The organism is Haemophilus pittmaniae (genome assembly GCF_900186995.1).
Classification (GTDB): domain Bacteria; phylum Pseudomonadota; class Gammaproteobacteria; order Enterobacterales; family Pasteurellaceae; genus Haemophilus_D; species Haemophilus_D pittmaniae.
This window is the reverse complement of the sequence record NZ_LT906463.1, coordinates 1,338,904-1,358,264: the sequence shown is the minus strand read 5'-3', so window position 1 is coordinate 1,358,264 and position 19,361 is coordinate 1,338,904. Positions and strand designations below refer to the sequence as shown.

Annotated in this window: 14 protein-coding genes and 1 riboswitch; of the genes, 9 read left to right on the top strand and 5 right to left on the bottom strand. The window is 40.0% G+C overall.

Annotated features, from left to right (window positions below; genetic code table 11):
• Positions 1-396 precede the first annotated feature (396 nt).
• A complete protein-coding gene (locus tag CKV74_RS06670) occupies positions 397-1,905 on the bottom strand; it encodes a YdgA family protein (protein WP_007242088.1) in 1,509 nt (502 codons plus the stop codon).
• Positions 1,906-2,155: 250 nt separating this feature from the next.
• Here CKV74_RS06670 and dnaK point away from each other — a divergent pair, with 250 nt between their 5' ends.
• The 9 genes from dnaK (at position 2,156) to rnb (ending at position 12,902) form a co-directional block, all read left to right on the top strand.
• Positions 2,156-4,057: a molecular chaperone DnaK gene (dnaK, locus tag CKV74_RS06665; RefSeq protein ID WP_007242113.1), complete on the top strand. Its 1,902-nt coding sequence runs from the start codon at positions 2,156-2,158 to the stop codon at positions 4,055-4,057.
• Positions 4,058-4,248: 191 nt separating this feature from the next.
• Complete coding sequence (locus CKV74_RS06660) at positions 4,249-5,517, top strand: O-acetylhomoserine aminocarboxypropyltransferase/cysteine synthase family protein (RefSeq protein ID WP_095176910.1); 1,269 nt, start codon at positions 4,249-4,251, stop codon at positions 5,515-5,517.
• Positions 5,518-5,798: 281 nt separating this feature from the next.
• On the top strand, positions 5,799-6,932 hold the full coding sequence (gene dnaJ / locus CKV74_RS06655; protein WP_095176909.1) for a molecular chaperone DnaJ: 1,134 nt from the start codon (positions 5,799-5,801) through the stop codon (positions 6,930-6,932).
• A gap of 219 nt (positions 6,933-7,151) precedes the next feature.
• Positions 7,152-7,196: riboswitch (PreQ1 riboswitch) on the top strand.
• Between the two features lies 1 nt (position 7,197).
• A complete protein-coding gene (queC, locus tag CKV74_RS06650) occupies positions 7,198-7,884 on the top strand; it encodes a 7-cyano-7-deazaguanine synthase QueC (protein WP_007242090.1) in 687 nt (228 codons plus the stop codon).
• Positions 7,877-8,302, top strand: a complete 426-nt coding sequence (gene queD / locus CKV74_RS06645; RefSeq protein WP_007242111.1) for a 6-carboxytetrahydropterin synthase QueD — start codon at positions 7,877-7,879, stop codon at positions 8,300-8,302. Before queC ends, queD begins: the two co-directional genes overlap by 8 nt.
• A gap of 5 nt (positions 8,303-8,307) precedes the next feature.
• Positions 8,308-8,937, top strand: a complete 630-nt coding sequence (locus tag CKV74_RS06640; RefSeq protein ID WP_007242117.1) for a 7-carboxy-7-deazaguanine synthase QueE — start codon at positions 8,308-8,310, stop codon at positions 8,935-8,937.
• A 292-nt stretch (positions 8,938-9,229) separates the two neighbouring features.
• Positions 9,230-9,985, top strand: a complete 756-nt coding sequence (locus CKV74_RS06635) for a Nif3-like dinuclear metal center hexameric protein (RefSeq protein ID WP_039847787.1) — start codon at positions 9,230-9,232, stop codon at positions 9,983-9,985.
• A gap of 80 nt (positions 9,986-10,065) precedes the next feature.
• A complete protein-coding gene (locus tag CKV74_RS06630; protein WP_007242104.1) occupies positions 10,066-10,854 on the top strand; it encodes an enoyl-ACP reductase FabI in 789 nt (262 codons plus the stop codon).
• A 68-nt stretch (positions 10,855-10,922) separates the two neighbouring features.
• Positions 10,923-12,902 carry an exoribonuclease II gene (gene rnb, locus CKV74_RS06625; protein WP_007242073.1) on the top strand — a complete coding sequence of 660 codons (1,980 nt, stop codon included), beginning with the start codon at positions 10,923-10,925 and terminating at the stop codon, positions 12,900-12,902.
• Positions 12,903-13,112: 210 nt separating this feature from the next.
• On the opposite strand, the gene CKV74_RS06620 is transcribed toward rnb, so the two are convergent.
• The 4 genes from CKV74_RS06620 to malQ are packed head-to-tail and all read right to left on the bottom strand — an operon-like array spanning position 13,113 to position 19,361.
• Positions 13,113-14,777 carry a PTS transporter subunit IIBC gene (locus CKV74_RS06620; RefSeq protein WP_007242146.1) on the bottom strand — a complete coding sequence of 555 codons (1,665 nt, stop codon included), beginning with the start codon at positions 14,775-14,777 and terminating at the stop codon, positions 13,113-13,115.
• A 10-nt stretch (positions 14,778-14,787) separates the two neighbouring features.
• Positions 14,788-15,579: an endonuclease/exonuclease/phosphatase family protein gene (locus tag CKV74_RS06615; RefSeq protein WP_095176908.1), complete on the bottom strand. Its 792-nt coding sequence runs from the start codon at positions 15,577-15,579 to the stop codon at positions 14,788-14,790.
• A 9-nt stretch (positions 15,580-15,588) separates the two neighbouring features.
• Positions 15,589-17,856 carry a glycogen/starch/alpha-glucan family phosphorylase gene (gene glgP / locus CKV74_RS06610; protein ID WP_007242118.1) on the bottom strand — a complete coding sequence of 756 codons (2,268 nt, stop codon included), beginning with the start codon at positions 17,854-17,856 and terminating at the stop codon, positions 15,589-15,591.
• Entirely contained in the window at positions 17,856-19,361 is a 1,506-nt protein-coding gene (gene malQ / locus CKV74_RS06605) for a 4-alpha-glucanotransferase (RefSeq protein WP_095176907.1), read from the bottom strand. The genes glgP and malQ overlap by 1 nt, the downstream gene beginning before the upstream one ends.

Here is a 19,361-nt window from a genome sequence, read left to right as displayed (position 1 = left end):
TTGAGTAAAAATGAACCTAGCCGAAGCTAAGCGGTAATGAATCTTTGTTACAAAGATTTAACAAATCTAACAAATTTTAGAAGATTTTTTGTAAGAAAGATAGTGAATTTTACGGTAAGACAAGAACCCGACACATTTTACCCCAATTGAGGTAAAAGCATTATCAGGCTTAGCTATTGAAACGAAATACAATACCAATGAACATTTTCAAATTTAACATTGCCTCATTCGAATCCCACTAATCTATAGGAAGCTGAGCTTTTTTGATTTTCAAATCAACCTTAATAAAATCAATGAGTTACATCGCATTTTTAGAAAAACTTTCATTTTCGATAGGGCGTTTTAGCACAAAAAAAGGATAACCCGCAGGTTATCCTTTGTTTCAATATAAAATTATTAGTGCATTTGCATCATGGCACCAATTGCCAACATCATTAATGCATTACGCGCTTGCTCTTCCGGAATCGGCTGACCATTGAGTTTCAATCCACCATTTTCTAACACTAATTGCATGGTCACGGAACGATCTCCGTTTACCAACATGCCACTACTCGCCCCTTCTTGAGCAAATTTCTCAACAGCTTCTGCCGCATTTACGGATTCTCCTTCCGGTGCGAAGGTTTTCACGAGGTTTTCAGCGGTCGCCTTATCCAATTGGAAATTGATGGCAAAATCAGTGAACTGTTTGTATAAACCTTCACGCATCAAATCAAACTCAGGATTTGGCGCCAATGCTACATTCAAATCCAAAGCCAATTTGCCTTGCTTATCTGAAATAGCAATCGGATTGAGCTTGATTTGCGGTTGATTGCTGAAAATCGCCATACCGTGTTTTTCAAGCCAGTTATCCATGATCATCGCCACAACACTGTCATATTCCTCTTCATCCGCCTCTGGTGTTGCTTTTAAAATGTCAACAAAGGCTTCAATCAATGCGTTAGCGGCATTTGCTTCGATATGATTCAATTCACTATTGTAGGTTAATTTACCTAACTCTTTTCCATCAATACTGAGTGAATCGAGGCTATTTTCGCTTTTCACATTCAAAAAGTCGCCGTTGAGGGAAATATCGGAAGTACCTTTAATACCTTTCTCTACAACAGATGTGGTACTACCGTCATGATACACTCCGTTCATTTCAAAATAATCAGTTGAAGAAGCAGCTTTAGCGGTATATAGGTAGTTCCATTTAGTCGGTGTAAATGAACCTTCTATTTTCATCCCCTTCATCTTCATTTTCATGGATTCGAAACTGACTTCATCGGCTTCCTCTTCTCCATCAGCATCAGCATCCTCTATTAGATTCAGGCTCAACTCATCCAAAGTCATATCATATTTGCCGGTAAGATCCTTGCCAAAATCAAAGCCCCAATTGATATTTGACCAAGCGATCTTGCTCTCAGGATTATTTGGATCAGCGAACTCACCGCCGGCCAATTCCACTGCTCCTTTGGTGTTCAACGCATAGCTGGTCGCAGCACGATATTGAATCGGTTTATCGGATTTAAGAAAATCAAATAAAGGTTGTGTGCTTTCATTTTTACCCACAACCCCTTGGGCTGAATACATGGTCGGCACAAGATTAAATTTGGCTAACTGATCGAGTGGGAATGGGCCGTGATACAGTTTGGTTGAAAGCGGAATGGTCCATACTTTTCCTTCTTTTGGTAAGGAAATTACAACCTCATCTTCAACTTGAGAGGTAAAAAATCCACGTTCAAATTGTTTATTTTTATAAATCAGTTTAACCGAATCGGATAAATTCAAGGTTTGGAACTGCTGATTTGCCTGTTCGATCTGACGCAGATATTCGCTCTCTGCTTTTTGTCCGGTAAACCAGGCACCACCGACACTTGCTGCGCCAAGCGCGACAATCACACCTAATGCAATCGTTGATTTTTTCATATTGATTCCTTTTTGATTAATAATTCGGCGCGCAATTTATCATAACAACCGCTTGTTTTTACAGTTTTTTCAAATTTTTTTATCCCCCCCCCTTGAACTTCGCTTCAGCGTCCTTATTTTCCATCACGTCAAAGGCCGCTTGCTGGTTTAAAAATTTTTAAAAATTTCTCTTGAAATGTAAAAAACTAGCCACATCTTAGCAAGCGTGTTGAGAAACAACAGATTAAAAATTTGAACTAGGAGTAACAAAATGGGAAAAATTATTGGTATTGACTTAGGTACAACCAACTCTTGTGTCGCTGTAATGGATGGTGACAAACCGCGCGTAATTGAAAATGCCGAGGGTGATCGCACTACTCCGTCAATTATTGCTTATACAAATGATAATGAAATTTTAGTCGGTCAACCGGCAAAACGCCAAGCTGTGACCAATCCGAAAAATACCTTATTTGCTATCAAACGTTTAATCGGTCGTCGTTTTGAAGATGAAGAAGTTAAACGTGACATCGATATCATGCCATTTGCCATTACTAAAGCAGATAACGGTGATGCATGGGTTGAAGTAAAAGGCGATAAATTAGCACCTCCGCAAATTTCTGCTGAAGTGTTGAAAAAAATGAAAAAAGCAGCCGAAGATTTCTTAGGCGAAACCGTTACTGAAGCGGTAATTACCGTACCGGCTTACTTTAACGATGCGCAACGCCAAGCAACTAAAGATGCCGGCCGTATCGCGGGTCTTGATGTTAAACGTATTATCAATGAACCAACGGCTGCCGCACTAGCTTATGGTTTAGATAAAGGTCAAGGCAACAAAACCATCGCAGTATACGACTTAGGTGGCGGTACATTCGACTTATCCATTATCGAAATCGATGAAGTAGGTGGCGAAAAGACTTTTGAAGTATTAGCAACTAACGGTGATACTCACTTAGGTGGTGAAGACTTCGATAACCGTATCATCAATTACTTGGTTGACGAATTCAAAAAAGAACAAGGTGTAGATTTACGTAATGACCCACTTGCTATGCAACGTTTGAAAGAAGCTGCAGAGAAAGCCAAAATCGAACTTTCTTCCGCACAACAAACTGATGTAAACCTTCCTTACATCACAGCAGATGCAACAGGTCCAAAACACTTAAACATTAAATTGACCCGTGCTAAATTAGAATCTTTGGTTGAAGATTTAGTTGCAAAATCCCTTGAACCTGTACGTATTGCATTAAAAGACGCCGGTAAATCAGCCTCTGAAATCGATGATGTGATTTTAGTCGGTGGCCAAACCCGTATGCCTTTAGTACAACAAGAAGTAGAAAAATTCTTCGGTAAAGCACCACGTAAAGATGTTAACCCAGATGAAGCTGTGGCCATTGGTGCAGCTGTACAAGGCGGTGTATTGGCCGGTGATGTAACTGATGTATTATTGTTAGACGTAACTCCATTATCTTTAGGTATCGAAACCATGGGCGGTGTGATGACGACTCTTATTGAGAAAAACACCACTATCCCAACTAAAAAATCGCAAGTGTTCTCCACTGCAGAAGATAACCAAAGTGCGGTAACTATCCATGTGTTGCAAGGTGAACGTAAACAAGCTTCGGCCAATAAATCCTTAGGTCAATTCAACCTAGAAGGAATTAATCCGGCACCACGCGGTTTACCACAAATTGAAGTAACTTTTGATATCGATGCTGACGGTATTATCCACGTGTCTGCGAAAGATAAAGGTACTGGTAAAGAACAACAAATCACTATCAAAGCCTCTTCCGGTTTAAGTGATGATGAAATTCAACAAATGGTTCGTGATGCCGAAGCAAATGCTGAAGCAGACCGTAAATTTGAAGAATTAGTACAAGCCCGTAACCAAGCGGATCATCTTGTACACAGCACCCGTAAACAATTAGAAGAAGCTGGTGATAAAGTTCCAGCGGCAGATCGTGCAGAAATTGAAAGCGCATTAAGCAATTTGGAAACTGCAGCGAAAGGCGAGGATAAAGCAGCAATTGAAGCTAAACTTCAAGCGCTTGCTAGCGTAGCCCAAAAATTAGCGCAAACCGCACAATCACAAGGTGATGCACAACAAGCACAAGGCGCAAACAAAGCAAATGACGATGTTGTCGATGCTGAGTTTGAAGAAGTGAAAGATAATAAGTAATTTATCTTAATTAGATTAAGGGCGTAGGAATACGCCCTTTTTGTGCATTTATATAGAAAGGCGCTATTAAATTTCTAATCGTTTTGCTGGGATAGACTTTATATCCAATCCCCTAAAGATGATTAAGCCAAGATGCGTTCAAATGTTATAAGTGATCGCTCTTTGCACCAAACACAACCAAGGAAAATATCATGGAATTTGCAACTAAATGCCTACATGCCGGCTACACGCCTAAAAATGGAGAACCTCGCGTTCAACCTATCGTACAAAGCACCACTTATACTTACGATTCTGCGGAAGAAATTGGCAAGTTATTTGATTTGCAAGCTCCAGGTTATTTCTATACCCGTCTTGCTAATCCAACGACTAATGCTGCTGAAGAAAAAATTACCGCACTTGAAGGTGGCGTAGCAACAATGTGTACCGCATCGGGGCAAGCTGCTGTGTTTTACGCCATGTTGAATATTTTAGAAGCAGGTGATCATTTTATTTCGTCATCTTATGTATATGGCGGCACTTACAATTTATTTGCACACACATTCAAAAAAATGGGGATTGAGGTGAGTTTTGTGGATCAAGATTTACCGCTTGAAGAACTCAAAAAAGCCATTCGCCCAAATACCAAAGCGGTATTTGCCGAAACCATTGCCAACCCTGCATTACGAGTGTTAGATATTGAAAAATTTGCCGCCTTAGCGCTGGCTGCACAGGCTCCCTTATTAATTGATAACACCTTCGCTACTCCGTATTTCTGTCGTCCAACCGAATTCGGTGCGAATGTGGTAATCCATAGTACGTCCAAATATTTAGACGGACATGCCATTGCCCTTGGCGGTTCGATTACGGATGGTGGCAATTTCGATTGGAATAACGGCAAATATCCACAATTAAGTACACCGGATCAGACCTACCACGGCTTGGTTTATACCGAAACCTTTGGCCCGGCAGCCTATGTTGTGAAAGCACGTGTGCAATTAATGCGTGATTTAGGAGCAACTCCGGCACCACAAAATAGTTTCTTGCTCAATGTAGGCATGGAAACCCTTGCATTACGCATGCAACGTCATTACGAAAATGCACAAGCTGTCGCGGAGTTTTTAGAAAAACATTCCCAAGTAGAAAAAGTCAATTATCCAGGGTTAGCAAGCTCGCCGGATTACGCTCTTAAACAAAAATACTTACCGAACGGTTTATGCGGGGTGATTTCCTTTGAAATTAAAGGTGGCAAAGAAGCCGCGGCAAAATGGTTAAATGCCTTACAACTCATTTCCCGTGAGGTGCATGTGGCCGATATTCGCACTTGTGCATTACATCCGGCCACTTCAACACACCGCCAATTAAGCGAAACCGAATTAGAAAAATCCGGTATTTCTGCTGGACTGATTCGTCTTTCCTGCGGTATTGAAAGCATTCAAGATATTTTAGCTGACTTAAAACAGGCGTTTACAGCAGCCCAATAGCGGCTAACAAGGCTGGCAGTAAGTCTGCCCTTAGCTCATACGCAAACCTAAGAAAGCATTATAAATTAACGCTTTTCCCTTGATATTTCTGCCCTGTGACATCATTTGTATTATGCGAAAAAACAGAGCCCTCATGGATTCAAAGGAGAAGCAATATTTCAATTCTCCTGCATGGGAGCGTTTTTATTTTTAGCCATGTTGTTTGCATGGTTTAACAAACTTAACAAAGTCACAAAATAGAATTATTTAATTTTATATTTTAAACGGAAAACTGAAACATTATGGCAAAACAAGACTATTACGAACTTCTCGGCATCTCGAAATCAGCCGATGAAAAAGAAATTAAGCGAGCTTACAAAAAGCTCGCTATGCAATATCACCCTGATAGAACAAAGGGTGATAAAACCAAAGAAGAAAAATTTAAAGAAATTCAAGAAGCCTATGAGATCTTAGGCGATAAAGAAAAACGGGCTGCTTACGATCAATACGGTCATTCCGCCTTTGAACAAGGTGGTGCGGGTAACGGCAGCGGGTTTGGCGGATTCGACGGGTTTGGCGGGTTCGGTGGTTTTGAAGATATTTTTGGTGATATTTTCGGTGCTGGTGGGCGTGGCGGCCGTCAACGCGTCGTGCGTGGTGATGATTTACGTTACGATTTGGAAATTACATTGGAAGAGGCTGTCAAAGGTACCACCAAAGATATCCAGATCAGCACCTTGGTAGCATGTGAAAGCTGTCACGGTAGCGGTGCAGAAGCCGATTCTAAGGTGGAAACCTGCCCAACCTGCCACGGTTCCGGACGTATTCAACGCCAACAAGGCTTCTTTGTTACTGAAACAATTTGTCCGACTTGTCATGGTAGCGGTAAAAAAATCGAAAAACCTTGCCGCAGTTGTCATGGCGAAGGTCGCGTACATAAAAAACGCAATCTTGCCGTACGCATCCCGGCAGGGGTCGATACCGGCAACCAATTACGCTTAAGCGGTGAAGGTGCCGCCGGCGAAAATGGCGCTCCGGCCGGTGATTTATATGTGGTAATCCACGTTAAAGAACACGCAATTTTTGAACGTGACGGTAACAATTTATACTGCGAAGTGCCAATTACCTTTGCTAAAGCGGCCTTGGGCGGTGAAATTGAAGTACCGACCTTGGATGGTAAAGTCAAACTCAAAATTCCGGCAGAAACCCAAACCGGAAAATTCTTCCGCGTTCGCGGCAAAGGAGTAACATCCACCCGTAACAGTTACGCCGGCGATTTAATTTGCAAAGTGATTGTGGAAACCCCGGTCAATTTGAGTGACAAGCAAAAAGAATTGTTGGAACAATTCGAGAACAGCTTAAAAGAAAAACACAGTCCGAAAAGTACCGGCTTCCTTGATGGCGTGAAGAAATTCTTTGATAATCTCGGTAAATAATCCTCAAGCGGTCGCTCCTTCGACCGCTTTTTTATTCTCTCATTATTCTCCCGCCCCATAAACCGGCCAAATTTCCGGTTTTAAAATCATCTCTAATAAAATCAATAACTTACATGTTATTTTGGCAAAAACTCTGATTTTCTAGAGGGCGTTTGCTCAAGCTATCCAAGGAATTTCCGATCCTGACCTTGCAAAAATCAACATCGCTCCCTACAATGCGCGCTCGTAGTTCGCAAACCTCCTACATAAAAAAACTAGGTATCTTATGAATATTGCAAATCCTAATCGCAATCGTAAAGCGCTTGTGATCTTTTCCGGTGGACAAGACTCCACCACCTGTCTCATTCAAGCCATCGCCGAATATGGTGTAGAAAACGTGGAAACCGTTACCTTCCAATACGGGCAACGCCACGCCATTGAATTAGCCAAAGCCCGTTGGATAGCCCAAGATCTCGGCGTGAAACAAACCTTGATTGACACCTCTGTTATTAAATCCATCACCCATAATGCCTTAATGGATGAAAACGCCACTATCGAGCAAAAAGACGGTGAATTACCGAATACCTTTGTGGATGGCCGCAATGCCCTCTTTTTATTGTATGCGGCAATTTATGCCAAGGGGCAAGGCATCCATGACATTATTACCGGCGTTTGCGAAACGGATTTCAGCGGTTATCCCGACTGCCGTGATGTATTCGTAAAATCCATGAATGTGACGCTAAATTTGGCGATGGATTATCCGTTTAATCTGAAAACGCCGTTAATGTACTTAACCAAAGCACAAACTTGGGCGCTCGCCGATGAATTAGGCGCTTTGGATTATGTGCGCCAACACAGTCACACGTGCTATGAAGGTGTGGAAGGCGGTTGTGGTGAATGTCCAAGTTGCAAATTGCGTGATAATGGTTTACAGGAATATTTGGCCACTAAAGCGGAGGCCAACTGTGTTTAGAGTATCTAAAGAATTTAGTTTTGATATGGCACACCTACTGGATGGGCACGATGGTAAATGTCAGAATCTACACGGCCATACCTATAAATTGCAGGTTGAGGTGGCGGGTGATTTGCTTGTAGATGGTGCTAAGAAATCCATGGTGATGGACTTTTCTGACTTAAAGGTGGTAGTGAAAAAAGCTATTTTGGATCCGATGGATCACGCTTTTATTTATGATCAAACCAGCGAGCGAGAAAGTAAAATTGCTATGCTGCTCCAGGAATTACAATCAAAAACCTTTGGTGTCAATTTCCGAACCACCGCAGAAGAAATGGCACGTTTTATTTTTCAACGGCTGAAATATGATGAAAAGCTACCGATTTCAGCAATTCGTTTATGGGAAACCCCAACTTCATTTTGTGAGTATGGGGAATAAACGCAGTGGAAAAACAAAACCTGTTAGAGCCACAGTATAACATCGTTGAAATTTTCGAAAGTCTGCAAGGCGAGGGAGCTAATACGGGCATGCCAAGCATTTTTATCCGCTTCGGCAAATGCAATCTGGCCTGCCCTTGGTGCGATACCCATTACAATCAATTTACCCGTTGGTCAATGTCGCAAATTCTCGATAAAGTACGCTCATTTTCCGCTCGTAATATTATTATCACCGGTGGCGAACCAACTATCGTGCCAAAATTGGAAATCTTACTTAGCCAATTAAAAACCTTGGGTTATTTTCTGGCCATCGAAACCAATGGTTTAAAGCCCGTACCACCACAAATTGATTTTATCGCAACCAGCCCGAAACGACTGTATGCCCATAAATACGCTAAGCGTTGTATTTCATTCGCCCACGAAGTGCGTATTGTGGCAGATGAAAATATTTTGCCCTTCTGTGAAATGATTGAAGAGAAAATCTGCGCCCAACATTATTACCTTTCTCCCTGTGAGATCGATGGCCAAATGAATTTATTGGAAACCATTACCCAATTAGGAAAACTAAATCAGCGCGCACATAAACCCAAATGGCAATTGAGCCTACAAACCCATAAGTTAATCGGTATTGAATAAGGCATTTCGCCTTATTCAATATTCTTATAGCGTTCCCTCAAAAAAATCAGATAGTCAGCCACATAAAAAACACTCCCTCAATAATTTCTGCATCCCCTTTTCCTGCCTTCTAAAACAATTTTAAAAAATCCCCTTGATCGTTATTTACTTTAATATATAATGAAATCCGTTTTAGATAGTACTTGTGTTCATCAAACACATTATGGCTAGTGCACCCCCACTCCTTTGGCACTAGCCATTTTTTTTTAAATCTCTTACCATAACTCACCCTTTTCTTTTTTTCTTAAAAATGATGAACAATCTAGAACTTGAACGTCTACTAAACGAAAAACTTAGTACAAATAAAATTAATGATTACGCGCCTAACGGCTTGCAAGTAGAAGGCAAAGCGGAGATCAAAAAAATCATTACTGGCGTCACAGCAAGCCAAGCTTTGCTTGATTATGCGGTTTCACAACAAGCTGATGCTGTGCTTGTCCATCATGGCTATCTTTGGAAAAATGAAGATCCTTGCATTCGCGGTATGAAAGGAAAACGCATCAAAACCTTGCTTATAAATGACATTAATTTATACGGCTACCATTTACCTTTAGATGTTCATCCTGACTTAGGCAACAACGCGAAGCTTGCTCAATTATTAGATATCGAAAATCTTCAACCCTTAGAAAATAATGCAATCAGCATTCCAGTCTGGGGCACCTTAAAAGAACCTGTTACAGCTGAAGAATTTGCTAGACGTATTGAACAAGTACTTCAACGCAAGCCATTAATTTGTATCGACAACGGACCTAACTTAATCCGTAAAATTGGCATTTGTACCGGTGGAGGACAAAGCTATATTGATTTAGCCGCCTTACAAGGTTGTGATGCGTTTATCACTGGTGAGGTCTCAGAGAAAACCATTCATTCTGCTCGCGAACAAGGCATTCATTTCTTTGCGGCAGGCCACCATGCAACAGAACGCTATGGGATTAAAGCATTAGGTGAATGGTTAGCTGCTGAATATGGCTTGAATGTAGAATTTAAAGATATTGATAATCCGGCTTAAATAAGCCTCCTCCGCTTTGTCATTAAACGGAATTTCCGCTATACTAGCGCGAATTTTTTAACTCCAACACAGGAAAAATTATGGGTTTCTTAACTGGTAAACGTATTTTAGTAACAGGTCTTGCAAGCAATCGTTCTATCGCTTACGGGATTGCAAAAGCAATGAAAGAACAAGGCGCTGAACTTGCTTTCACTTATTTAAACGATAAATTACAACCACGTGTAGAAGAATTTGCAAAAGAATTTGGTTCTGACATCGTACTTCCTTTAGATGTGGCTACTGATGAAAGCATCCAGAACTGCTTTGCAGAATTAAGCAAACGTTGGGAAAAATTTGATGGTTTCGTGCATGCAATCGCATTTGCACCAGGCGATCAATTAGATGGTGATTACGTAAATGCAGCAACTCGTGAAGGCTACCGTATTGCTCACGACATCAGTGCATTCAGCTTCGTTGCAATGGCACAAGCAGCACGCCCTTACTTAAATCCAAATGCCGCGTTATTAACTCTTTCTTACTTAGGTGCAGAACGCGCAATTCCTAACTACAACGTCATGTGTTTAGCGAAAGCATCTCTTGAAGCGGCAACTCGCGTAATGGCAGCCGATTTAGGTAAAGAAGGTATTCGTGTAAATGCGATCTCTGCAGGTCCAATCCGTACTTTAGCGGCATCAGGTATTAAAAACTTCAAGAAAATGCTTTCTGCATTCGAGAAAACCGCAGCATTACGCCGCACTGTCACTATCGAAGATGTGGGCAACTCCGCTGCATTCTTATGCTCTGATTTAGCATCCGGCATTACCGGTGAAATCGTTCACGTCGATGCCGGCTTCAGCATCACTGCAATGGGCGAATTAGGCGAAGAATAATTTCCTTGCACAAACTATTTTTAGGCAGACTTTTCAGTCTGCCTTTTCTCTTTTTTTGAAATATCACTATGTTCCAAGACAATCCACTACTCGCGCAACTCAAACAACAAATTCATGACAGTAAAGAACACGTTGAAGGCGTGGTAAAAGGCACCGACAAAGCCTACGGCTTTTTAGAGTGCGATAAGAAAAGCTACTTTTTAGCTCCTCCGGCCATGAAAAAGGTTATGCATGGCGACAAAATTAAAGCCACCATTGAAAAACAAGGCGATAAAGAACAAGCTGAGCCGTATGAGTTAATTGAGCCGATGCTGACACGCTTTATCGCTAAAGTGCGCTTTAACAAAGACAACAAACTGCAGGTATTAGTTGATCATCCAAATATCAACCAACCCATTGGTGCACAACAAGCTAAATCTGTAAAAGAAGAATTACAAGAGGGTGATTGGGTTGTAGCAAATTTAAAAACCCACCCATTACGCGATGATCGCTTTTTCTATGCCACCATCAATCAATTTATCTGCCGTGCTGACGATGAATTAGCCCCCTGGTGGGTCACGCTGGCACGCCATGAACAATCTCGTCATCCTGTGCAAGGTGCAGAAAGCTATGAGATGTTAGATCAACAAACACGTGAAGATCTGACCGCACTTCATTTTGTCACTATTGACTCTGAAAGCACACTGGATATGGACGATGCCCTTTACATCGAACCTATCGAGCAAAATGGTACACAAACCGGCTGGCGGTTAGTCGTTGCCATTGCGGATCCCACAGCTTACATTGCATTAGATTCACAAATTGAAAAAGATGCGAAACAGCGTTGTTTCACCAATTATTTGCCAGGCTTCAACATCCCAATGTTGCCACGTGAATTATCTGATGAATTATGTTCATTAATGGCAAATGAAACTCGTCCTGCGTTAGTGTGTTACATTGAAACGGATCTTGAAGGTAACATCACGGCTAAACCGCATTTTGTGTCCGCTTATGTGCAATCTAAAGCAAAATTAGCCTATAACAAGATTTCAGATTATTTAGAACAAGTACCGGATGCATGGCAACCGGAAACACCTGAAATTGCCCAGCAAATTGATTGGTTACATCAATTTACTCTAGCGCGTATTCAATGGCGTAAAACCCATTCATTGTTATTTAAAGAGAAACCAGATTACTCCTTTATTCTCGCAGAAAATGGCAAAGTGAAAGAAATTAAAGCGGAATATCGTCGTATTGCAAATCAAATCGTGGAAGAATCCATGATTATTGCCAATATCTGTGCTGCACAATTCTTAGCTGAGCATGCCAAAACAGGGATTTTTAATACACACGCAGGTTTTGATAAGAAATTCTTAGAAAATGCGCATAATTTCTTAATGGCAAATTTAGCCAATGAAGAAAATCAAGCTGAACTTACTGAACGTTATTCGGTGGAAAATTTGGCAACCTTAAAAGGTTATTGCCAAATGCGTCATGATATTGAACCGATTGAAGGTGATTATTTAGAATTCCGTTTACGTCGTTATTTAACCTTTGCGGAGTTTAAATCCGAACTCGCTCCACATTTTGGGCTTGGATTAGAAGGTTATGCGACATGGACATCGCCTATCCGTAAATATTCCGATATGGTGAACCATCGCTTAATCAAAGCAGTGCTCACACAGCAAGCTTGTGAAAAGCCACAAGATGAAGTTCTTGCGCGCTTACAAGAAGCCCGTCGTCAAAATCGTTTAGTCGAACGGGATATCGCCGATTGGTTATATTGTCGTTATTTGGCGGATAAAGTGGCCGAAGGTGCTGAATTTACTGCTGAAGTACGCGATGTAAGCCGTGGTGGATTACGCTTGGAACTGTTGGAAAATGGCGCATCCCTGTTCGTACCAGCCTCCACATTGCATCCAAATAAAGATGAAATGCAAGTGAATGCTGATGAATTGGCACTGTATATTCAAGGGGAACGCCGTTACAAAATCGGCGATTTGGTGAAAGTGAAACTTACTGAAGTACGAGAAGAAACTCGCAGTATTATCGGTCAGTTAATCATTTAATAACTACTTCTCTTCTAATACTATAAATACCGCTGTTGCACAACGGGCGGTATTTTTTTATAGCGCCGAAGTTGTGACAACATTTTGTACGTTGATAATATCAAATAAAAGGATTCTTGGGATAGAGTGAAGATGAACAATATCGAGATGAGGTATTGATATGATATCCCCGCCTTAAAGAGCGGGGATAAAATTAACATTTAGGCAGAATTACATTTTAGGAATTTCAACGCCAGATGAAAGCACGTCTTGAATATCTGATTTTAAGACATCTGCTTTTGGTCCATAAATCGCTTGGATACCAGAGCCTTTCACAATAAAGCCCATTGCGCCCGCTTGTTTCCAGCTTGCTTCATCACCCACTAACTCTGGATTATGTACGGTGATACGTAAACGTGTCATACAAGCATCAACATCTGCAATGTTATTACGCCCACCAAGTAAGTTGATGATTTGAATAACTTGCGTGCTAGCATTCGCAACTTTTGGTTCATCGCGAGAAGTTTCATCTGAACCTTTCGCATCATAGTTACCATTACGTCCTGCTGTTGCAAGATTAAATTTCTTAATCATAAAGTTTGCAATAAAGAACATGGCAACTGCAAACAGGATAGATACCCAAATAAAGTTGATCACATCCATACCAATACCGGCCTTAATCGCCATTGGTGTACGTGTTAAGAATTCAATGTTACCGAATGAATGCACACGTAAGTCCACGATATCTGCCATTGCGAAAGCACAACCTTGTACTAAGGCATAAACAATATAAAGCGGTAATGCGACAAACATAAACATGTATTCGATTGGCTCTGTTACGCCTGTTAAGAACACGGCAAGTGCAGATGAAAGGAAAATACCTTTATAAAGTTTTTTCTTGTCTTCATCTACGTTGATATACATCGCGAGTGTCAAGCCCATTAAGATACCAGTTGAACCAATCATTTGTCCTACTTTGAAGCGAGCTGGTGTCACTGTTGAAAGAAGGTCGTTATATTGGGTTAAATTACCTGCATCTTTTAAGTTGATTAAGTCAGTCACCCAGGCAAGCCAAAGTGGATCTTGACCAAAGACTTGTTTACCTTGTTGTGCACCGGTTAAGAACTCATAAGTACCGCCTAATGAAGTGTAGTTCATTGGGATAGTCAACATGTGGTGTAAACCAAACGGAAGTAATAGACGCTCTAAGGTACCATAAATAAATGGCGCTAGAATTGGCGCTGAGTTTTGAGAGTTGGCAATCCATTGACCAAAGTGGTTAATGCCTGTTTGAACTAAAGGCCAGAATAGCGATAAAACGATAGCGACCAATACAGAACGATAAATGACAACGAAAGGAACAAAACGTTTACCATTAAAGAAAGTGAGTACTTCAGGTAATTTACGGAAATTGTAGTAACTATTGAAGGTTGTCGCACCAACAAAACCGGCGATAATACCGACGAATACCCCCATATTTAACGCAGGTTGTCCAAGTACATTCACAAAGTAATGTGCAACGGGAATTTCACCGGCAAATACGGTACTTACGTGAGCATTTGGATCGGCTAGCATTTCAAGCTTCACACCGAAAAAGTTACCGGTGATTAAATTAATTAAAATGAAAGCCAAGCCTGCGGCAAATGCACCACCTGCACGTTCATTTGCCCAACTACCACCAATCGCTAAAGCAAATAATAGATGGAGATTACCGATAATCCCCCAACCAATTTGGGCGATAATGTTTCCAACACGCGCTAGCCATTCCGCATCGCTAATCAAAGGCAGTGAGTTACCAATACTCACCATTAAACCCGCAGCTGGCATTACGGCAATCACAACCATTAGGCATTTACCGAATTTTTGCCAAAACTCAAAACTGAGTAGTTTTTTCATATCAATCCTCCTACAAGATGAGATCTACTTCTACGCCAAAATGGTCGGAAACAATCGGTTTATTTTTCCCATTAAAAATAACCTGACTGGATAAAACCCTTTTTGCTTGGTTTAAAAAAATATAATCTAATCGCTTTTCTTGACTATGGCCTTTCCAGCCGTCAATTGCTTTCTCCACGGTGATGCCACTATCCTTCTGCTCTGCCATTTCAAACGTATCGAATAAGCCTAAGGATTTAATTTGTTGGTAAGCTTGTTGGTCGCTTATTGCATCAGTATTGAAATCGCCCATTAAGATTTTAAGATTCGCACTTTGACTTCGCTCTACAATATAATGAACATTATCGAGTTGGTTTTCCCCATCACAATTTGGCAAATTGATATGGCAAGAATAACATTCAATTAACTGTCCTTGATACTCTACCGTCAAACCAATGATTTTACGTGAAAGAATCGAGTCAAGACGTTGGTGTTGGCTACAATAAAACGCATCAACATCATAAACAGGCAAACGCGTTAAAAATGCAATGCCTTCATCATATTTATCGTAACCAATATGTGAATTGCTCCAAAAAAGCGAGTATTTTTGTGCGACACGTTGATTGATTTTATTTAACAGAATGACACCATAGTTATCTTGCTTTAATGTTGGCGAAATAGCAGTAGCAGACATCAATTGATTAACCTCTTGTAAGGCAATGATGTCATAGCCCTTTTCGATAATAGTCTCCGCAAGAATCTCTATTTTTTCCGCTTGGTTAGCCTCTAACCAAGCGTGTACATTCAGGGTAAGTAGTTTCATGGCTTCCCCTTAGCCCTCACAATGCCAAATGTCTGCATTATATTGAGCAATAGTGCGATCTGATGAGAAGAAGCCCGCTTTTGCGATATTGTGCACCACTTTCTCATTCCAACTATCTTGATCTTCATAATCGGCTAAGATTTGTTCTTTCGCTTCGACATAAGCATTAAAGTCAATCAACGTCATAAACCAGTCTTTATTCAATAATTCGTTATAAAGACGTTCTAAGCGTGTTTTATTGCCTAATTTCACCATGGCTGGATTCAGAATAAAATCAACCGCTCTTTTAATATCTTTGTCGTTTTCATAATACTCTTTTGAAACATAACCTGATGTCTCATAAAGTTTAATAATGCTTTCTGAGTCTTTACCGAATGTATAGATATTTTCAGCGCCGGCTAATTCTGCAATTTCAACATTGGCGCCATCCATTGTGCCTAAAGTTAATGCTCCATTCAGCATAAACTTCATATTACCTGTACCGGAAGCTTCTTTAGAGGCAAGTGAAATTTGTTCTGAAATATCGGTTGCTGGAATCAGTTTTTCCGCCACGCTCACATTATAGTTTTCCACTAAATGCACGTTTAAATACTTGTTCACTTCAGGATCATTATTGATTAACTCAGATAAACAAAGAATTAAGTGAATAATATCCTGAGCAATCACATAGGCAGGAGCGGCTTTTCCGCCGAAAATCACGGTAATTTTACGTTTTGGTAATTTACCTGCTTTAATTTCTAAGTATTTGTGAATAACATAAAGCGCATTCATCTGTTGGCGTTTATATTCATGGAAACGCTTAATTTGCGTATCAATGATTGAATTTTCATCTAACTCAATACCTTTATTTTCTTTAAGGTAGGTTTTTAATGCCAATTTATTTTCAAACTTAATTTTCACTAATTGTTGATGAACTTTTTTATCATCTTTAAAGGCTAACAATTTTTCTAATTTGGTTGCATCATGCAAATACTCATCACCAATCAATTCTTTAATATAAGCGGCTAATGGTTGGTTAGAAAATTCTAACCAACGGCGGAAGGTAATGCCGTTTGTCTTATTATTGAATTTTTCTGGATATAACGCATAGAACGCTTTAAGTTCTGAATTTTTCAAAATCTCTGTATGTAATGCCGCCACACCATTCACTGAATTTGAAAAATGGATGTCCATATGCGCCATATGCACACGTTTTTGTTTATCAATAATTTGTACGGCTGGATCTTGATATTCAGCATGCACTAATTCATCTAATTTTTTAATGATCACTACTAAATGCGGCACGACTTCATCTAGATAATCGAGTGGCCATTTTTCTAGCGCTTCAGCCAAAATCGTATGGTTTGTATAACCCACCATATTACGTACAATTTCAACCGCTTCTGCAAATTTAATCTGATGTTTTTCCGTTAATAAACGAATTAATTCAGGAATCACCATTGAAGGGTGAGTATCATTGATCTGTACATACGCATAATCATCTAAATCATGTAAATTACTACCACGCGCAATTGCTTCATCAATTAATAATTGTGCCGCATTTGATACCATGAAGTATTGTTGATAAATACGCAATAATTCGCCATTTTTATCTGAATCATCTGGATAAAGGAATAAAGTCAGGTTTTCTTCAATCGCAGTTTTATCAAACTCGATACCCTTTTTAATCAGTTTAGAATTTACTGATTTAATATCAAATAAATTGAGATAGTTTTTCGTGTCTTTCTTATAACCTAGAATATCAATACGATCTAATTTAGAAGTTAACGTAAATTTCTTAAATGGCACCTCATAGCTAATATCCGTTGGAATTAACCAAGAATTATCTTCAATCCAATCATTAGGTTCAGCATGTTGTTCATTCTTTTTAAAGACTTGTTTGAATAAACCATAATGATAATTTAAACCTACCCCCTCAGCATTTAAGCCAAGCGTAGACATTGAATCAATAAAACAAGAAGCCAAACGACCTAACCCACCATTTCCTAAAGACGGTTCTGGCTCAATATCTTCAATATGACTTAATGATTTACCCGAACTTGCTAATTCTGTTTTGATATCTTGATACACACCAAGGTTAATCAGGTTATTAGAAAGTAATTTACCAATTAAGAATTCTGCAGAAATATAATAAACCTTACGTTTACCTGTGTTTTTAGGTTTATCTGCCGAGAGTGTTTTTACGTAATTTAATAATTGAATATAAGTTTCTTTATCGCTTAATTGTTCAAGCGATTTGTTAGTTTCATTTTTTACAAATGTACTAAATTTCATCATTATTTTTCCTGATTAGCACGTTGATATAACATGGTCATTTTTGCTAAAAAGTCTTTTTTATCTTGAGTTAGATCGGATTGCTGCATTCTCCATTGCCAGTTTCCACCAATTGTTGAAGGAACATTCATTCTTGAACTCGCTGGCAAATCTAAAACATCTTGCATTGTTGCAATCGCAGTATTGCTGACCGTCGCAAAGAGCTGACGAATCATTGCTTGGCAAATCGATTCATCCTCACGACGGTGCGTATAATCATTGGTATACTGCTGTTGTTGTTCAGTCAGGCTGTTATACCAACCATTGGTCACATCATTATCATGTGTGCCGGTATAAACAATGGAGTGCGGGATGCAATAATGCGGGCTATCTAAGCTTTCTCCGTTAACATCTTCAAAACCAAACTGCAGAATCTTCATGCCAGGATAGTTACAGTCTGCAAGCAATTTTCTGGCTTTATCATCAATATTACCTAAATCTTCGGCAATAATCGGTAAATCACCTAATTGCTCTTTAACGGCTTTAAATAAGTCATAACCAGGGCCTGGCTGCCAGCTACCATCTTTAGCAACCTCTGCTTTTCCATCTACCTGCCAATAATCAGAGAAACCTTTGAAATGGTCGATACGCAACACATCATAAATCTTGAAGCTTTCCTCAATGCGGTGAATCCACCAAGCGTAGCCTTGTTTTTTATGCTCTTCCCAAGCATAAAGTGGATTGCCCCAAAGTTGTCCTGTTGCACTGAATTGATCCGCTGGAACCCCAGCAACAACAAGTGGATTACGTTCTTCATCTAATTGGAAGAGTTCTGGTTTTGTCCAAACCTCTACGCTATCTGCAGCCACGTAAATCGGCATATCACCGATGATCTGAATGCCTTTTTGATTTGCGTAATTTTTTAATTCAGTCCATTGTTTGAAGAAGAAATATTGCGTCACTTTAAAGTAGTGAATTTGCTCCGCCAACATGCTGCGATATTTTTCCAATGCACTTGGATCACGAGCCACAACTTTTTTATCATCCCATTTTTGCAATGCTTGATTACCGAAATGCTCTTTAATCGCCATAAACTCAGCAAAATCGTCTAACCACAAGCGGTTGTTTTTTTCAAAATTTTGGAAATCCGCTTGGAATGCTTGATTCGCTAAAAAATTTTTCACGGCTGTTTCTAAAATCGGGCGGCGCGCATAGAAGATGCGTTCATAATCCACGTTAGTTGGATCATCACCAAAATTGACTGATGCATAATCCGCTTCTTTCAACAAGCCCATTTGGGTTAATAAGTCAAAATCAATAAGGTGGGTATTGCCTGCAATTGCAGAGAAAGATTGATAAGGCGAATCACCATAACTGGTGGTGGTAAGTGGAAGAATTTGCCAATAGGTTTGTTTGGTTTCAACTAAAAAATCGACAAAATCATAAGCCGATTGCCCAAAACTACCAATTCCGAATGCATTTGGTAGCGAAGTTATGTGCATTAAAACACCACTTGAACGAGTAGACAT

Coding starts and splice junctions, on each gene's coding strand:
- rnb (WP_007242073.1), top strand. CDS start 10,923: ATGTTCCAAGACAATCCACTACTCGCGCAACTCAAACAACAAATTCAT.
- CKV74_RS06630 (WP_007242104.1), top strand. CDS start 10,066: ATGGGTTTCTTAACTGGTAAACGTATTTTAGTAACAGGTCTTGCAAGC.
- dnaJ (WP_095176909.1), top strand. CDS start 5,799: ATGGCAAAACAAGACTATTACGAACTTCTCGGCATCTCGAAATCAGCC.
- CKV74_RS06660 (WP_095176910.1), top strand. CDS start 4,249: ATGGAATTTGCAACTAAATGCCTACATGCCGGCTACACGCCTAAAAAT.
- CKV74_RS06670 (WP_007242088.1), bottom strand. CDS start 1,905: ATGAAAAAATCAACGATTGCATTAGGTGTGATTGTCGCGCTTGGCGCA.
- malQ (WP_095176907.1), bottom strand. CDS start 19,361: ATGTCTACTCGTTCAAGTGGTGTTTTAATGCACATAACTTCGCTACCA.
- queC (WP_007242090.1), top strand. CDS start 7,198: ATGAATATTGCAAATCCTAATCGCAATCGTAAAGCGCTTGTGATCTTT.
- CKV74_RS06615 (WP_095176908.1), bottom strand. CDS start 15,579: ATGAAACTACTTACCCTGAATGTACACGCTTGGTTAGAGGCTAACCAA.
- CKV74_RS06635 (WP_039847787.1), top strand. CDS start 9,230: ATGAACAATCTAGAACTTGAACGTCTACTAAACGAAAAACTTAGTACA.
- CKV74_RS06620 (WP_007242146.1), bottom strand. CDS start 14,777: ATGAAAAAACTACTCAGTTTTGAGTTTTGGCAAAAATTCGGTAAATGC.
- glgP (WP_007242118.1), bottom strand. CDS start 17,856: ATGATGAAATTTAGTACATTTGTAAAAAATGAAACTAACAAATCGCTT.
- dnaK (WP_007242113.1), top strand. CDS start 2,156: ATGGGAAAAATTATTGGTATTGACTTAGGTACAACCAACTCTTGTGTC.